Origin of the sequence: Legionella saoudiensis, from assembly GCF_001465875.1 — a bacterium.
Lineage (GTDB): Bacteria > Pseudomonadota > Gammaproteobacteria > Legionellales > Legionellaceae > Legionella > Legionella saoudiensis.
Map to the genome: position 1 here is coordinate 157,014 of NZ_LN901324.1, position 17,047 is coordinate 174,060.

Consider the following 17,047-nt stretch of genomic DNA (forward strand, 5'->3'; position numbering starts at 1 on the left):
CAGATTACCCTCGATAAATGCGAAAATTAGCTATATCCTATTTTACGGTTTTCTGAATTTTTAATACTTAGATATTGTTTTAATAACGCAAACTGGAATAAAAATTCTTAATTATGAGAGATCCCTTTAATTATGACTAAACGCCACCAAAAGCAAGTTTATAAGGCTTATGAACACATTGTTGACTGGTTCGATAAGGCTCGTACTAAAACACTGATGGAGTCTGAGTATCTTCATTTAATTGTTAACTCCATTCCCGACGGTGCTTCAGTTTTAGACTTAGGTTGTGGCACTGGAGAGCCTCTTGCGCAATTCTTTATCGAAAGGGGCTTTAAGGTTATAGGTGTGGATGGCAGCGAAAAGATGATTGAATTGTGTAGAAAGAGATTTCCTAATGAGGAATGGCTCGTGGCTGACATGCGTGAGCTCAATCTAAAAAGAAAGTTTGATGTGATTCTTGCTTGGCATAGTTTTTTTCATCTTGATCAGGCGAGTCAAAGAGCGATGTTTCCATTATTTGCTGCTCACCTTAAGCCCAATGGCATACTTGCATTCACTTCAGGAGTTGAAGAGGGAGAGGTATGGTCTAATAACGGTGGCCAGGATCTTTATCATGCTTCTTTATCAACAGGCGAATATGAGCGTCTTTTAAAAGCCGCAGCATTTAAGATATTAACTCATAAAATAAACGACCCCCATTGCGGTGATGCCACAGTGTGGGTTGCTCAGAAAGTAGTTCATGGGTAATGAATAATATCGTGAAATCGAGCAATGTGTGCTGTGATATTGCGATATCCATGAGGTTGGCTTGCTTCAAAGCGCAGACCTTCACCTTCATGTAAGGTTTGCCATGCATTATTAATCAGGATGTCCATAACACCCTCTAAAACAATGACATGCTCAACCACCCCGTGTTTGTGAGGTGGGGATAAATGTTCACAACCCGGCAATAACTCAATCACAAACAGTTCAAAGTTTAATTGACTATCAAAAGGAAAAAGAGTTAATACGCGAATTTTTTCATCACTTGGATGAAGCTGTTGAGTTTGACCGGCTCGATGAACAGGGGCACCAACATGAGTTGGTAATTCCTCCATAAATGAGGAGAACGAGGTTTGAAAGCCGCTGGCAATTTTCCATAAAGTGGCAATGGTTGGGCTTGATTCTTCGCGCTCTATCTGGCCTAACATCGCCTTGCTAACCCCGGTGGCTGCTGCAGCTTTATCAAGACTCCAACCGCGTTCTTTACGTAAATTTTTTAGAGTTAGGGCAATATGTTTGTATAAATGTTCCATAAAAAATCATTGTGCGCTATAGCGCACAGAGTTAACATAGGTTATTATGCGTTAAAACGCACAACATGTGAAGCAGTATGATCTGAGGAGCTTATAATGGCAACAGAGCAATTTAAGAATAAATTGGTGGCTGTACTTAACAAAAGCATTGAGCCAGGTAAAGTAATGAATGCTTTGGCACATATGTGTATTGGCTTAGGCTCTGCGATTGGTCAAGAGGAGTTACGTCTTACGGATTATCGTGATGCTGATGGCGGCTCCCATCCGTTTATTTCCGAAATTCCTTTTATTATTTTGGCGGATAACTCAAATAAAATTAGAAAATTGCGTGCAGAGGCCAAAGCACAGAATATTTTATGCAATGATTTTACCGATACGATGACAGTTGGTTCTTACCAAGAGCAAATTGAGCGTACTGCTCAAGTAAAAGAAGAGGGGCTAATCTATTATGGAATCGTATTGTTTGGTGATTGGGGTAAAGTAAGTGAGTTGACGAGAAAATGCTCTCTTTGGAGGTAACTTCCATGAAAAAAACTTTTTGGGAAAACCCATACCAGCATTCTTTAGTAACCAAGGTAGTATCGGTAGATGAGGAACGTATTTTAGTAGAGGAAACGATTGCGTTTTCCTTTTCAGGTGGACAAGAAAGTGATAAGGCGTGGATTCAGGGTTATCCTGTGCTTAACTCGGAACTAGAGAGTAATCTGATTTATTATACTCTGCCTAAAGAACATCGACTAGTTGTTGGTGATGAAGTAAGTATGACTATTGACTGGCCACGACGATATCGGTTGATGCGTTTGCATTTTGCTGCAGAATTAGTGCTTGAGTTGGTAACGAGAAAATTAGAAGTGCAAAAAATTGGCGCGCATATTGCTGAATCAAAAGCACGCATAGATTTTATTTCTAACCAAAACATATCGTTTATTTTTCCTGATCTCTTGGCTGATTATAATCAGATAATCGAAGAGAATAGGCTTATCAAAACTGGATTTTCTGATGTAGCAAAGCAACGGCGTTATTGGGAAATAGAGGGCTTTTCCCGTGTTGCTTGTGGTGGGACTCATGTAAAGTCTACGGCAGAAGTTGGAGCTATTAGTTTAAAAAGAGTTAACGTTGGGGGTGGGAAGGAGCGGATTGAGATAAGGCTTGTTTAGCAATCTGCCATTTGAGTTTGTTCATTAGAATGAATCGCATTTCTTCGCAAATAGGCGCGCAAATAATTAAATTTGAAATCAATAGAGGAGCACTAACCCTGACTCGTCTTCAACCACTATATCCTGCGATCCTGCTCTTCCGCACGCACCTCATTCCTCTCGTTCACTTCAAAAAATACTGTAAGTTATGTAAAAAAGATCAGAACTAGCAAAATATGATCAGTCTGACTCATATTACATGAGTGTTTCCCTAAGTCTATATAATAGTACCCATGGGTTTTGTGTTATTTTTGAGCTAGACAAAATGAAAATCCTATGACAAATTAGACACCCATAAATGAGTTATAGGAGTTTTCGGTGCCATTTAATCAGTTAATCGATTGGTTGAGTAAAGAAAAAGAATTGGGAGTTCCGCAACCAGAATGTGCGGTTTTAGCAACGTGTACTTCATCAGGAATACCTCATAGTCGGGTAGTTGCTATTCGAGAAATAAAAGACGATGGTATTCTATTTTTCACACAAAAAGGCACACGTAAAGTGAGCGAGCTGCTTGCTAAGCCTGCAGCAACGTTGAATTTTTTATTCGCAATGCAGCAACGTCAGGTAAGTATCGAAGGCATTGCAACGCCTATTTCTCCAGAAGAAAATCAGTTCTATTGGTCGAGTTTACCTCGAGAGCGCCAATTGCGTTTTTCAGCTTATGCACCTACATCGGGGCAAGTGATTTCCGACTTGCATCAGTTGGATACGCGAAAGCAAGAATTGGATGAGCAATTCTCCAATCAACCTATTCCTATGTGTGATGATTATATGGGATTTCGTTTTAAGCCCGAGGCTTTTGTTTTTTACACTGTAGAGCCAATTTCTTTTTCACAGGTGTTTCGATTTAGTCGGGAAGGGGAGGGATGGCGTAAGGAGTTGCTGTCGCCTTAATGGGTTGCTGTTTAAGGAAGAAACCTGGTTGCGAGCAACCAGGCTTGGTTTAAATTTAAAAAATGACTTGTGCTATGTTTTTTTAATTTACGACTACTAATTTAGCTTCTTCATTTTTCTCTTCTTCAACCGAAGAAACCTCGTCACAAAAGAGTTCAATGTTTTTAACTAAATCATTAAATCGTTCGGATACAGGATCCTTTTGTGCAGAATAGACACCATAAGAAAATGCACCGACACAAAGCGCAGGAATACCGATGCTTGCAAGAGCAATTACAAGATAATCAGCGACATAACTCGCAGAAAGAACGCCAAAATACAAGGCACCGAATGAGCCACCTATGGTCAAGGCGACACTCAGTAAAAGGATGTACATGCATACCAAGGAAAGTTTATAGTTTATGCTGGCTAAGTTACTCGGAGTATGGATGGTAGTTGGGAAGCATAAAATATTGGTTTGCAGCTCTCTGCATGCGTTTACAATATCTTGTTCTTCTTCTGTTGAGTTTGATGAAACTAAGCTCATAAGAGCAGTTGTATTATGAATAACTAAATTTAATTGCTGCTTGGTATACGGATCATCAGTCATTGCAAGGATGTTTTGGCATTGAGTAATGATATGAGCGCTTAGGTTTGAAATGGTTCTGCGATCTTGAGTTCCTTTTTTCTGATCTTTCGTTTTTAAAAACCAATATTTGGATAGCCGTAGTTCTACATCATGCATCATATTTCACTCCATGTCTTTGATAAAAATGAAAAATTATTTGGATCAATTGAACTCTATTCTATTAAATTGGCTTCCCCAAAATACGATTAATGAAATAACGAATTGACGATACGGTACAGCCTAAGGCACGAAATTGACGGAAGCCAAGCATTTCAGTAAAACACAACCACATTGCTCTGAATGAATCGCTTTTGTTTCGGTATTTATTAAAGCTAATTACATTAAGAAAGAGCACAGTTACCGTAGCATAGGTAATAAAGCCCCACGCTAAAAGAATTAGCCATGCTAAGGCGATGAAGTTTATCTGTGCAAAGAAGAGGGATATGATAAATAAGATTAGGGTAAGAAATTCAATTACTGGTCCAAAAATATCAAATAAAATATAAAGCGGGAAAGTTAAGAGGCCTACAATTCCATATTTAGGATTGCAGAACATACCCATGTGTACCTCTGCACTTCGTAACATTCCTCGTTGCCATTTATCTCTTTGTTTCCAGAAGGCTTTCCAGGTACGTGGCATTTCAGTCCAACAAAAAGCATCGGATGAATGCTTTACCATGTAGGGGTAATTATGCTTTCGCATATAATGATGTATTTTGATGGTTATTTCTGCATCATAACTAAAATTTTTTGTGTCAAAGCCCTTTACCTCATGCAACAGTTCCGTTTCAAAAAAAGTAAAAGCTCCTGGAAAGCATAAGGCGCCACCAAAAGTATTCAAACCTGAACGGCTATAAAGAAAAGAACGCATATGTTCGAGTGCTTGAGACGCAGAAATAAATGATTTAGGTAACTGGCGTGTGAGCATTTTTCCGTTAGCAACTTGATTATCATTTAAGCTATAAACAGTGCCACTGACTGCAACGCAGTGACGATGTGATAAAAAAGTATAGATTAATCGGGTTAATGCCTCGGGCTCCACTACCGTGTCCGCATCTAAAGTCATCATAATGGGAGTTTGGCAGGCATTTAAGCCGGCGTTAATTGAATCAGCGCCACAACTCCAAGGAGAATGTTCCTTATCGATAACCGTCACATTTTTAAACCGTTCAGATTGGTAATAGTGTTTTATTTTTGATGTCTCAATCAATTGCTTACTGGTCACTGGTACTTCGTAAAGCACAAGCTCTTTTTTTAATAGCTCCAGTGTTCTATCGGTAGAACCATCATTAACTATAATGAAGTTAACATTTTTATAGTCACTGTTTAGAGCGCTGTATAGCATATTTAATATGCGATTTTCTTCATTAAACGCAGGGGTCACGATGGTCATAGGCATTAATTCAAGGTGATCAATAAATTGCTCAATGCCGCCATAAGTTGCCTCTTGAAATTTTTTGATAATGTCAGGCGCACAGCTTAATAAAAGTAAAAAGCACCAGATATTTAAAAAGGCAAAATAAATGAGGATTGCAATCGTTAAGATAACAAGGATATTTAATATCATACATGCTCTCTTGTTATTAATGCTTTCTGTGCAGTTTCATAAGCAAATCTATCTTTATCAGGAGATTGATTGTGTAAAACTTCAATACCTTTTGCGCCTTGTTCGATTAAGGCGTTGGCGGCATTTACGCGAACCCACCATTCGAGATCGCATAATAGGTGAGCTAAGAGCTGAATGCTTTTATCTCCTGGTATAGCACCTAGAGCCTTTGCAATGGCTGCACGCACTTCCCAATGATTATCCATTGCCAGCTCATAAATTAATTCATTTTTTTCTTTATCTTGGCAATGCATATAGTAGCGAATAATGGCTATCTTTAAATCAACTACATTAATATTAAAATCTTCTTTAGCGATTGGAGCTATTGTCTGTTGGGGAAACTCACACAGCAGTCGATAGCAAAATGTTTTTACGTAGGGATTCGGTTCTACTTGCAATCGCTCGATGATAATGGGAGATAAATCACGCGGTCCACGGGTAATCATTTTTGCTAATAAAGATTGCTGCAAACGGCGTCCTTGAGAAAAGGTAGTGATAATATTATTGATTTGCTCATCATCACCAAATTGCACGATGCTAAGGCCGGCATTCATGGAAATAAGGAGCGTAGTGTCATTGAGTAATCGGAAGATCCTTTTGCGATCATCGGCATCCAAACCATACAAATAGCACATTGCAGCTTGATTGCGTTTGAACCCACTATAGGATGAGGCCCATTTTATTGCTACAGGCTTCAATACTAAAGTGAATAATTGTTTCTTGAGATGCTCAAAATAATCATTGGGTTTTTCTCCCAAACGTTTCATGACAATTAGAACATTAGGTACGGATTTTTTTAATTTTTTAGCCTGCTCCATAGAAATAGGTTTTTTATTGTTCATATGTGAATGGAGCAAGTCAAAAATCCATTTCAAATTATGGCTATTTTTTTTCTTATACCAACTAAAATAGCACTTCGCAAAAAAAGTGAGTAAGACAAACAGGGTAATAAGGATTAGCTCCAGTATTGCCACAATTTTTACAATGTGCAGTATTGTTTCCATGTTCTTCCTCAGAACCTGTATTTAAAGGCAACTGAGCCGTCATAAAGGTTACGAACTAAATTGCTTGGATATTTCCATCGTTGATAGCCCGCTCCTAATTCGGCAAGGATGTGGTGGTTAAAAAGAGGGAAGCCATAACTCGCATTGATGTAATTATTTTGTATCACAATAAAGTTTACCGTTAATAAGTCTGCAAGGTCAGGGCTTGTTCCACTACCCGCCCCAATTCCTAAATAATGATCTAAGTTACCGCCAAAATATCTCCGGGCTTTTAATGTATATAGAATGGAAGTATTTTTATGACCCTTAGGAACAAAATAATAAGGTCTAAAATTAAACCAGTAATTTTTAGGGTATAAGCTAATTGAACTGGTGTAAGTTACAAAAAAAGTTTGAGCTATTTTGGCGTATTTGGCACCGCCAGACAGTTCAAAAAATTTAGGAATATTAACGTACGCCTCACCCGATGTGGAAAGATCGGGAAATATAGAAGGTTTATCTGCAAAAGCTACGCTTAAATCAGCATAAATGTTTCGATTAAACCGCGGCGAAAAATCCAGCTCATATTGAGCTGCGCTTTGGCGTAACCTTGATGCATAATTGACCCGGCCAGTAGCTACACCATAGATAGTATCGCGACTGTAATAAATGCTGGACCAATCCCAAACTGAGTGCACATCAGATACATAAGCATTATCAGATGAAATTCCTATTTCATTTAAACCATAGGCATAACGAGGACTAACGCTGTTAATATCGGCTAATAAGCCATCGATTTTTTTATCTTTAGGTGAAATTTTCTTAGCTTGCTGGTATGCGCGTGCAGCCAAAGAGTATTGGCGGAGGGTGTCGTGGATCATTCCCTCCTTCATTAGTAACTCGGTATCATAAGGCTTGCGTTTTAGCCCACTTCTAATCACACTTAATGCATTCATGTCATTGTGTTGGTCCAGATAAAAATTAGCCAAGGCAATGCGATATTCACTATTATCTGGGTATTGAGCAACTAGATTTTGTAAAATTGTCTTAGCCTCTTTGTATCTTTTTTGCGTGATGTAACTTTTAGCTTGGGCTAACTTATCTATTCTGGCTGCGGGACGTCTTGAATAAATTCTCTTTGTTTTATGAGGCCTGCTTAACTCGGCTAGCTGTTTTTTTAATAGTAACAAGGGCTGGGAATTGCGCGGATTGCTGAGCATACCCTGTCTAATTAAATCTTGCGCTTCTTTAAACTTTCTTTGGACTAGACTTAATTTAATCAAACCAACACGAGCATCTAAATAGTCGGGTTTGCGAATTAAAACTGCGCGTAAGCGCACGGTTGCTTGCGGATAATCTTTTAGTTGAAAGTAAATAAGTCCTAATAACAATTCACTATCTAAATCTTTGGGATTAATTTTTAAGTTTTGTAATGCCTTTTCTTTAGCAAGGGTTAGTTTACCTTGCGCTCTTAATTTTTTTATCTCAGCTAAACTGGTGGATGCTGGCTTTTTGCTTATGGCAACTTGTTTGGTTACTGCTACAGCGTGTTCCGTCACTCCTACAGGTTGTTTTTTTAAGAGGTTTTTCGCTGATAAAATACTTACTTCTTGGATAATAGTTGCTTTAAGAGCAAGGAGCTCTTGCTGTTTCGGATTTTGATACAATCCAACGACAATTAAATTTGAAGCTTCCTGAAACTGTTTATTAAGGATTTTTATGCGGATTAATGCAATCCGCGCATCCATATAAGTTGGCGTTTGCGCTAAAACCTGGCTAAAGCAGGTACTGGCTTCTTTAAAGTTTCGTTCTTGATAATAAATTAGCCCTAATATAAACCGCATATCACCATCATGAGGATGCTGTTGTAGATAAGTTTTGGCTATGGTTTTTGCTTCTGATAATTTACCAGTCTTTCTTAATTGTTGCACTTGCTCCAAAGCTGAATGGGAGAGCCTAGATTGGTTTTTATTGTTTGGATTTACTGAATGCGTTACTTGATTACTTTGGATGGGTTGTGATGAGGCTGCCAGCGCATCAAAAAACATAAAACAGGATAGAAAAAATATATGCTTTTGCATCTAGATGCACCCATTAATTATCGAGAAAGAGCAATAAACCGACACGGCGTACTCCTTGTAAAATGCCTAAAATTGAGTTGCGTATAAGGATGCACTAGTAAGCCCTTATAGTCCTAAGTACTATCCGTCTCCAAATATAATCGTGTTGGATAGGATCGTCAACAAGATGTTAACTGCTGTTTTTAAATGAATTTGCTGGAATTTAATTGCCTGCAAAAGAGGTGCTTATTAAAGAGGCTTCCCTAAGATGCGGTCAATTAGGTAACGAAGTGTTGATATGGTGCAATTTAGGGCACGAAATTGTCGAAATCCTAACATTTCGGTAAAACTCAACCACATTGCTCTAAAAACATCAGTTCTTTTCCGATATTTGTTAAAACTAATGACATTAAGAAACAGTACAGATAGGGTCGTATAAGTAATAAATCCCCATGCTAAAATCAATAGCCACATTAATATATACCAATTAACTTGCTCTAAATAAACGGATATTATTAGGAGCACTAGTGATGTAAACTCAACGACTGGTCCGAAAATATCAAATAAAATATACAGTGGAAATGTTAGTAAGCCCACAATTCCGTATCTGGGGTTGAATAACATCCCTATATGTTTCTGAGCGCTTCTTAACATGCCACGCTGCCATTTATCTCGTTGTTTCCAGAAAGAAGCCCAGGTTCCTGGCATTTCTGTCCAACAAAAAGCATCAGAGGAATGTTTTACCATATAGGGGTATTTATGCTTCCGCATGTAATGATGTATTTTGATGGTTATTTCTGCATCATAACTAAAGTTTTGTGTATCAAAGCCATTCATCTGATGCAGTAATTCTGTCTCAAAAAGCGTAAACGCTCCAGGAAAGCATAATGCGCCACCAAAGGTATTTAAACCCGAACGACTGTAAAGAAAAGAGCGCATGTGCTCTAGTGCTTGTGCTGCGGAAATAAATGGTTTGGGTAATCGGTGTGTTAACATTTTTCCATGCACAACGCGATTATCATTTAAACAATAAACAGTGCCACTAACGGCAACACAATGGCGATGAGATAAAAAGGTATAAATTAACCGAGTTAATGCTTCGGGTTCAACCACAGTATCGGCATCTATGGTGAGCATAATTGGGGTTTGGCACGCATTTAAACCGGCATTAATGGAGTCAGCAGCGCAATTCCAAGGAGAATGTTCCTTATCGATAACCATCAAATTTTTAAAACGTTCAGATTGGTAATAATGTTTTATCTTTGAAGTTTTTATTAATTGTTTACTGGCCACCGGAATTTCATAGAGTAAAAATTCTCTCTTTAATAGGTCCAAGGTTCCATCAGTAGAGCCATCATTGACTACAATAAAATTTGCATTTTTGTAATCACTTCTTAGCCCGCTATAAAGCATATTTAAAATGCGTTTTTCTTCATTAAAGGCAGGAGTCACCACAGTAACAGGCATTAATTCCAGATGGTCAATTAATTGGTCGATGCCGCCATAGGTTGCCTCTTGGAATTTTTTAATGATGTCGGGACCACAGCTAAGCAAAAGTATAAAGCACCAAACATTTAAGAAGGCAAAATAAATGAGAATAGCGAATGTTAAAAAAATAATGATATCAAATACCATCTCTCTTTCCCTTCTATTAATGTCCTTGGCGCTCTTTCATCAGCAATTTGTGCGAATCTAGCAAACGATACTTGTTTATCCCATATATTCACAATAGCTAATAACTCCTACAAAATCATTAAATGTTTACTATCTTTCTGTATTTAGAAAATCCTTTAGGGCTTGGCTTTGAAAGTAATGTAGTATGATGAGGTTGATAAATAAGGTTTTTTATCTGTTTAGCGAGACGTATATTATGACAAGGAGGACAAAGATACATGAAAGGTTATTATTTAATACGTGGCATTATGGGGAGCATGGGATTGCTCTTGATGCTTGCACCAAATCATGCAGGGTCTGCAGAGCAGGAATCAACCGCTACTGATAAGATGACATCTCAATCTTCATCTCACCCGAGCCTGAAAGAGCTTCAATCTTGGCGCTCATCCATCATGCGCGTTCCTCGACCTCAAAATGCGTGCTTTTCTGCCAAATATCCTAAAGCAGAATGGACTGAAGTCCCCTGTACCAAGGCGCCGTTATGGCCTTATCGCCCTGCTCGCGGTGGACGTCATGGCTTTACTGTAGGCAATGGTAATGATGTTACTGCCCAGGCAGCTAGTGGTAATATAAGCGAAGCGATTGGCTCCTTCGATAGTGTCAGCGGAGTAGTGAATGAATATGGAGTTAGCCCAATAAACGGTACGCTCACAGCAAATATTTTTTCCCTTCAATTAAATTCAAATTTCTTTCTTAATACTCCTGCCTGTAATGGGATTTCTGGTTGTGAAGGTTGGGCGCAGTTTGTTTACTCCAACACCAGTGGTGTAGCTTTTATTCAGTATTGGCTCATTAACTATGGGCCGACATGTCCGGCAACCGGAGGTCCTGGAGGTACTGGATGGATATCTTTTAGCAATGATTGCTATGGCAATAGTAATGCGGTTGTGATTACTGGGAGCCCTCCTTTAAATATTTCTAAGCTCAGTCAGATGGTAGTTGCTGGCCAAGCGGCTGCAGGGGGGAATGACACGCTTACTATGACATTGAATGGTACAGCTTATTCCACAAGTGATCATGACAGTGTGGTCAGCCTGGCTAATTATTGGCAAACAGCCGAATTTAATGTCTTTGGTGATGGTAATGGTTCAGAGGCTAAGTTTAACTACAACTCCTCGAATGTGGCGGCGCTTAAAGTAAGGACTGCGGTGGATGCGGGTAGTTCCGCTGCACCAAGCTGTCTGGCTACAGGTTATACGGCTGAGACGAATAATCTTAATTTTGGACTATTTACGGCAAGTCCGGCTGGAGCGAACCCTGCTGCCATTGTATTTACGGAAAGTAGTACTAATACCGGGAGTTCTGCTTGCCAAACCGCATCGAGTACAGGGGATACCCATATCACGAATTTTGCTGGTTTAGAATATGACTTTCAGGCAACTGGAGATTTTGTGTTAGCTGAGGCTGGTCCTGATTTCATTGTGCAGACTCGTCAAGCCTCACCTGTGATTGATCCGCGGTGGAAGGATACGTCCATAAACAAGGGGGTTGCTGTGCAAATGGGACAAACTCGTGTGGCTGTTTATGTTGGCCCTACACGATTAGTCATTAATGGTAAACCTTATAAAATGCGCAAGGGGCAACGACACTTAGAGGTTAACGGGGTACAAATTGCACGCAGGGATAATGAGTTTATAATCATTGGACCTAAAGGGGATAGCGTGCGCGCAATGCTCTTTGATAATGGCATGAACACTTGGATGAACGTAACTGTAAGCCTGAGTAGTTCTATGGGTAAAACACGTGGTTTGCTAGGTAATTTAGACGACAATATCCATGAGTTAATCACCTCTCAAGGGATAGCTTTAAACTGGCCAGTTTCTTTTCATGATCTTTATACCATTTATGGCGAAAGTTGGCGTGTGAAGCCGGAGCAAATGTTGCTTGAGGCGGATACTATGGTAAGACCCGGGATTCCTGAAAAACCATTTTACGTAAGTGATCTGCATCCAAGAGAAGCGGCACAGGCTATTGATGTGTGTAAAGCTTCCGGAGTTACGGAACCTACATTACTTGAGGCTTGTGCGCTCGATACCGCGGTTCTGGGCGATAACGAAATATCCGTTAGACCTTATCTTCATGCTAATGCTCCACGCGAGGTAATGCCACGTCCTCTTGTTGAATCTAAAAAGCATCGTTAAGAGTAGCCCGCTTGCTTGCAAGCGGGATTAATTTTACGGAGAGATGTTAACTGTCGGCCCCTATGCGCAATAACTCAAGCTTTGTGCCATGAACTCCTGGGTTGCTTCGGCACTGCGTTTCTCGCAATGACGTGGTTGGTTTTTGAGCAGCCGTCTCCGCTATTAATTGATATAAATTAATATGGATATGCTTTATCCGTCATTGCGAACGAAGTGAAGCAACCCAGAGTTTAGGACTTCGATCATCATGACTTTTGTGAGCATCGGTGTGGAAGCCCGATTGCAAGCAATCAGGCTAAGAGTTTACTTAGGTGCCTGACCACCAGTATGAGGCTTAAGGCCATATTTTTTCATTAGTTCTTCTGCTTTTAAATCCATAACTGCTAATAAGCCAAATACACCAGTGCTTTGTAATGCACCATTGCCTGAATCAAAAACAGGCACCATACCCGCCAGGCTTTGCCAAGTAGTGGCTGTAGCTGGCGCAGCGCTACTGGGATTGCCATCACCCGTAATAATAACCGCCATGTTCTCATAACTTGTGGAGCAGATGCTTACGCCACACACAACAGTACCAGGGGTGGGCGCATTTAGAATTGTGGCCGTTGGGGAAGTGTCTGGGGCTGCAATCACTGCGGAATCATAGATTGCAGTAGTAATACCGCTCACAGTGCCAATTGCAGGAGTAACCTTTATCGAAACAGGGGCGCCTACACAGTGAGAGCTACTGTGAGTACCCGAGGAAAACCAGGGAACAACTACATAGCCATTATAATTAATTTTAGCGGTGCTACACACTCCAGAGGTATCAGATACCGAAACCTGGAACGCCGATTGAGACGCGCCCGGAGAGTTCGTATTACTGTCAACATTACCCATATTGTTAATTATCATCACTTGGCCGCTGATTGCATTACCTGCAGCAAAAGCAGTGGGGGAGGAGAATAAAGCTACAGCAAGTATCGATTTTAAGAAGTTTTTTTTTGTTATTTTCATATCTGATATCATCTTTAATAATTGAATGAAACCTCATTGAATAGTGGTTACACTGCAGCCCACACTTGACCAGTCTAGCATCTGATTTTTAAGTTCGCAGTATATTTTAAATTTATTTTAATATTTATGGAGTTAGATAGAATAGGCCATTCGCGACATGCCATAAGAGATATATACTGGATGCGCTAGAGCGCATCCATGCATTTATTAGGTAGAGAGATCTGCTACATGAGCTAATAATTCAAGGTTTTCTTCTGCTGAGACGTTAACGCCCCTATTTTTTTGAGCATTATGTTTAAATAGAGAGTAATGGTTAAACGCGATGCCAAGAATCTTTTCGGCTTCCGGACGTATTGCTTTCTCATTAATATTTTCATCATTACATAAATCATCAATAGAGATAGCATTTGGGGACTTGCGTGGTTTAATTTGGTTAATGTCACTATAAGAACTATTTACAGGCCATCTACCAAATTTTTCTTCATAAGCTCTTCTTTTTAAAGTAGAAATACTAACCCCTAGTCCTTTTGCTGCTTCAGGTTGAGGAAGGACAAGCATTCTGATTATGTCATGAAAGGGGATTTCATGCTTTTTTCTAGAAGTTTTTTTTACGCTATTTTCTTCATCAAGAACTCGAAACGTTGAAGATGAAGTGGGTTTATTGGAGCTGTTTTTTTTAGCCATGTTAAACTCATTGATTGGTAAGAAGGGGCAAAATTATAACAAAATATACTTAATAGAACCTTAAGAGAAAGTCAGATATATTCTTTAGACACAGAAAAATTTTATCTATTTGCCATTGATTATATAAAGATTGAGCAGTATAAAGTCGCTGAACGCTCTATTGGAGTAAATAATGCCTGAAACTGCACAAAGCCATGAGCCTATAAGTCTCTCAGAAGGAGCGGGGGCTAAACCATCAAGTAATGAATCTTGGGAGACTGTTTTAAAAGAACTTAACCAGTTGCGCCAAGAAAAAATATATTATCAAAATCAGTTAGCGATTTACGAAAAACTTCACGATAAAGATAGAAAAGATTTAAAAAACGCGCTTCTTGAACGCATGCGGGTACAAACAGTACTGCGCGAAAATAAGTCTTGGCTGAATGGCCAGAAAGAGGCATTTCAGGCTGCGATGAGTGGTTTGCCGTTGACTGTATCACTTAAGGCTTTGGTTGATACCATTGTTGTGCAGACTAATGGTGCAGCAAGGGCCGCTTTTTATAGAATGTCAGCTGCGGGTACCGGGTTATATCATATTGTAGGGATGTCAGAAGAATATGCAAATGATGTAAATGGCTTTAAAGTAGGGCCTGATTCACTGGCCTGTGGTCTTGCGATGTATAAAGGAGAGCCCGTTATAACTCCTGATATTGAAGAGGATCCAGCATGGGGTACTTTGAAGTATCTCGCTCGTAAGCATAACTGCCGCGCATGCTGGTCTTTCCCGATACGAACTAAGGATGGACCAATAGTTGGAACCTTAGGCATTTATTTTAACGAGCCACGCAAACCTACAACACAAGAGTTAGAGTTAGCCGGTGTTCTTACACATGCAGCGGCAATCATTATTTCTCGTGAACAAGAGTTGGTAGAGCGAACCCAAGTCGAAGAAGCTTTGCGCGAAAGCGAAAAGAAATTGAAGATGTCTTTACGTTTACGGGATGAGTTTATTGGTAATGCAAGCCATGAACTCAACACACCGCTTACGAGCATGATGATTTATGCGCAAATACTCGAACAGCAATTTGAGGGAGCTGCTAATCCACGTCATACGGAAATGGTAATAAAATTAAGAGAGCAGGTGGATCGTTTGCATGTACTTATTCGAGATATGCTGGATACAACACGTTTGGCAGAAGGAAAGTTGCAGTTAAAAATTTCATGCTTTGATTTAAATAATTTAATACAAGAAAAAGCCGAAAATACCCAACTAAATACGAAAAAGCATCAATTGGAGCTGCAGCTTAAGCCAATGGAGCCTATTGTCGCTGATGAAGAGCGTATCGGACAGGTGCTTATCAACCTTATTTCCAATGCTATAAAGTATTCTCCTTTGGGAGGAAAAATTATAATTTCTAGTGAAATAATAGATAAGCAGGTAAAAGTAAGTGTAACTGATAGTGGTATAGGCATTCCCAAAGAGGATTTTGAAAAGATCTTTGAGCGTTTTTATCGAGTAATTTCCAATGAGGCAAAAACCTTTCCAGGCATGGGCATCGGGCTCTCGATTTGTAAAGACATCATTGAAATGCATAGAGGCCGGTTTGCAGTTGAAAGCCAAGAACGTATTGGCTCCACGCTTAGTTTTATTATTCCTATTAAATTTATCGAAGAGGGTGAATGAAATTAATATTATTAGTTGAAGATGATCCTTCAATACAAGATGCAATGCAATTAATATTTCCAGAGCCTGAATATAAATTGCTCATTTTTAGTGCAGCGGAAGATGTTCTTGAAGTAAATATGCTTATTCCAGATGTTTATTTGATTGATAAACAATTATCTGGATTTGATGGGATTGAACTGTGCCATATTCTTAAACGAAATGAACGGACTAAAGCTATTCCAGTGATTATTCTTTCCGCATCCCCTAACATTAAGGAATTAGCGTTAGAATTTGGGGCTAATGATGTAATAGAAAAGCCCTTTAATATCCAGCACTTAAAGGAAAAGGTTTGTGCTGCGTTAAGTTTAAGACTAACCCATTAATTTTGCAAAAGTATGTCATCCTAAAGAGTATACGGCGAAGATTTCTTGAGGCTATACGTAGCTGCTTCCAAGCCTCTCAATAACATATCTACTTGCGCATTATTTGCCACATTTAAGCAAGTGACAGACTCATTCATCAGTTAACATTTTGCGGTAAAAAACTCAACAGCTATATTAATGCCTTTGGCCGCCAAGCCGATTAAATAATATTTAATAGGTGTATTTGCAATGCATTTTATAAAGGTAAATAATTAAGTTAAGAACGAAATGGGATTTTATTATGCAACTTACGCAATTTACCGACTACTCATTACGGGCATTAATCTACATCGCTCTTAAAAAAGGCTCGTGTACAATCAAAGACATTACCGATGCTTATAAAATCTCCAATAATCACATGGTGAAAATCATTCATAATTTAGGCAAGCTTGGATTAATTAAGACAATTCGTGGTAAAAATGGTGGCATCTTAATGGCTGCTCCACCGGATTCCATTAATTTAGGGCAATTAGTTGTTCAATTGGAGTCTAATTTTGATTTAGTACCTTGCTTTAATACAACAAAAGCTAATTGTTGTATCGCCCCAGCATGTAAATTAAAGAGTGTGCTGCATGAAGCTCGAGCGGCATTTATGGCAATATTAAGCAAGTATACTTTAGCAGATGTATTACATAACCCAAGTCAGTTGTCTGCTTTTTTGAATATCAAGCCCTAGAAACATTAGACTATTTTTTGTACAAAATACCAAGCATCCCAATCTGTTTCCTGATGAATTAGTAATTTTCTGCATTTGATGAGGAAGTTGGGAATGCGCTGCGGATTTAAAGATAAACGTTGGCGTAAAGTTAAGACTAAACTTATAGGATAGGTTTAAGTACAGGAG

General features: G+C 39.2%; 16 protein-coding genes. 8 read left to right on the forward strand and 8 right to left on the reverse strand.

Going from position 1 to position 17,047, the window contains the following annotated elements; genetic code table 11:
- Nucleotides 1-132: 132 nt before the first annotated feature.
- Nucleotides 133-747, forward strand: coding sequence for a class I SAM-dependent methyltransferase (locus BN3124_RS09770; protein WP_058534619.1), 615 nt, complete (start codon nucleotides 133-135; stop codon nucleotides 745-747).
- On the opposite strand, the gene BN3124_RS09775 is transcribed toward BN3124_RS09770, so the two are convergent.
- Nucleotides 738-1,295: a helix-turn-helix domain-containing protein gene (locus BN3124_RS09775; RefSeq protein WP_058534620.1), complete on the reverse strand. Its 558-nt coding sequence runs from the start codon at nucleotides 1,293-1,295 to the stop codon at nucleotides 738-740. The genes BN3124_RS09770 and BN3124_RS09775 overlap by 10 nt on opposite strands.
- A gap of 96 nt (nucleotides 1,296-1,391) precedes the next feature.
- Here BN3124_RS09775 and BN3124_RS09780 point away from each other — a divergent pair, with 96 nt between their 5' ends.
- The 3 genes from BN3124_RS09780 (at nucleotide 1,392) to BN3124_RS09790 (ending at nucleotide 3,385) form a co-directional block, all read left to right on the forward strand.
- Nucleotides 1,392-1,814 carry a DUF2000 domain-containing protein gene (locus tag BN3124_RS09780; protein WP_058534621.1) on the forward strand — a complete coding sequence of 141 codons (423 nt, stop codon included), beginning with the start codon at nucleotides 1,392-1,394 and terminating at the stop codon, nucleotides 1,812-1,814.
- 5 nt (nucleotides 1,815-1,819) lie between these two features.
- Nucleotides 1,820-2,452, forward strand: coding sequence for an alanyl-tRNA editing protein (locus BN3124_RS09785; RefSeq protein ID WP_058534622.1), 633 nt, complete (start codon nucleotides 1,820-1,822; stop codon nucleotides 2,450-2,452).
- Between the two features lie 357 nt (nucleotides 2,453-2,809).
- Nucleotides 2,810-3,385, forward strand: a complete 576-nt coding sequence (locus tag BN3124_RS09790; protein WP_058534623.1) for a pyridoxine/pyridoxamine 5'-phosphate oxidase — start codon at nucleotides 2,810-2,812, stop codon at nucleotides 3,383-3,385.
- An 82-nt stretch (nucleotides 3,386-3,467) separates the two neighbouring features.
- On the opposite strand, the gene BN3124_RS09795 is transcribed toward BN3124_RS09790, so the two are convergent.
- The 5 genes from BN3124_RS09795 to BN3124_RS09815 all read right to left on the reverse strand — a co-directional run bounded on the left by BN3124_RS09795 (nucleotide 3,468) and on the right by BN3124_RS09815 (nucleotide 10,276).
- Complete coding sequence (locus BN3124_RS09795) at nucleotides 3,468-4,112, reverse strand: hypothetical protein (RefSeq protein ID WP_058534624.1); 645 nt, start codon at nucleotides 4,110-4,112, stop codon at nucleotides 3,468-3,470.
- Between the two features lie 61 nt (nucleotides 4,113-4,173).
- Nucleotides 4,174-5,559 (reverse strand): glycosyltransferase family 2 protein, encoded by a 1,386-nt coding sequence (locus tag BN3124_RS09800; protein ID WP_058534625.1) that lies wholly within the window; start codon nucleotides 5,557-5,559, stop codon nucleotides 4,174-4,176.
- Nucleotides 5,556-6,602, reverse strand: a complete 1,047-nt coding sequence (locus tag BN3124_RS09805; protein WP_058534626.1) for a HEAT repeat domain-containing protein — start codon at nucleotides 6,600-6,602, stop codon at nucleotides 5,556-5,558. The genes BN3124_RS09800 and BN3124_RS09805 overlap by 4 nt, the downstream gene beginning before the upstream one ends.
- Nucleotides 6,603-6,610: 8 nt before the next feature.
- A complete protein-coding gene (locus BN3124_RS09810; protein ID WP_058534627.1) occupies nucleotides 6,611-8,662 on the reverse strand; it encodes a tetratricopeptide repeat protein in 2,052 nt (683 codons plus the stop codon).
- Between the two features lie 228 nt (nucleotides 8,663-8,890).
- Complete coding sequence (locus BN3124_RS09815) at nucleotides 8,891-10,276, reverse strand: glycosyltransferase family 2 protein (protein ID WP_058534628.1); 1,386 nt, start codon at nucleotides 10,274-10,276, stop codon at nucleotides 8,891-8,893.
- Nucleotides 10,277-10,533: 257 nt separating this feature from the next.
- On the opposite strand from BN3124_RS09815, the gene BN3124_RS09820 reads away from it, so the two are divergent.
- Nucleotides 10,534-12,456 (forward strand): VWD domain-containing protein, encoded by a 1,923-nt coding sequence (locus BN3124_RS09820; RefSeq protein WP_058534629.1) that lies wholly within the window; start codon nucleotides 10,534-10,536, stop codon nucleotides 12,454-12,456.
- A 303-nt stretch (nucleotides 12,457-12,759) separates the two neighbouring features.
- Here the strand turns inward: BN3124_RS09820 and BN3124_RS09825 are convergent, their stop codons facing one another.
- Entirely contained in the window at nucleotides 12,760-13,452 is a 693-nt protein-coding gene (locus tag BN3124_RS09825; RefSeq protein WP_058534630.1) for a hypothetical protein, read from the reverse strand.
- A 207-nt stretch (nucleotides 13,453-13,659) separates the two neighbouring features.
- On the reverse strand, nucleotides 13,660-14,136 hold the full coding sequence (locus BN3124_RS09830; RefSeq protein WP_058534631.1) for an RWP-RK domain-containing protein: 477 nt from the start codon (nucleotides 14,134-14,136) through the stop codon (nucleotides 13,660-13,662).
- Nucleotides 14,137-14,308: 172 nt separating this feature from the next.
- Here BN3124_RS09830 and BN3124_RS09835 point away from each other — a divergent pair, with 172 nt between their 5' ends.
- The 3 genes from BN3124_RS09835 (at nucleotide 14,309) to BN3124_RS09845 (ending at nucleotide 16,879) form a co-directional block, all read left to right on the forward strand.
- Nucleotides 14,309-15,799 carry a GAF domain-containing sensor histidine kinase gene (locus tag BN3124_RS09835; RefSeq protein ID WP_058534632.1) on the forward strand — a complete coding sequence of 497 codons (1,491 nt, stop codon included), beginning with the start codon at nucleotides 14,309-14,311 and terminating at the stop codon, nucleotides 15,797-15,799.
- Entirely contained in the window at nucleotides 15,796-16,164 is a 369-nt protein-coding gene (locus BN3124_RS09840; protein ID WP_058534633.1) for a response regulator, read from the forward strand. The genes BN3124_RS09835 and BN3124_RS09840 overlap by 4 nt, the downstream gene beginning before the upstream one ends.
- Before the next feature lie 280 nt (nucleotides 16,165-16,444).
- Nucleotides 16,445-16,879: an Rrf2 family transcriptional regulator gene (locus BN3124_RS09845; protein WP_058534634.1), complete on the forward strand. Its 435-nt coding sequence runs from the start codon at nucleotides 16,445-16,447 to the stop codon at nucleotides 16,877-16,879.
- Nucleotides 16,880-17,047 lie beyond the last annotated feature (168 nt).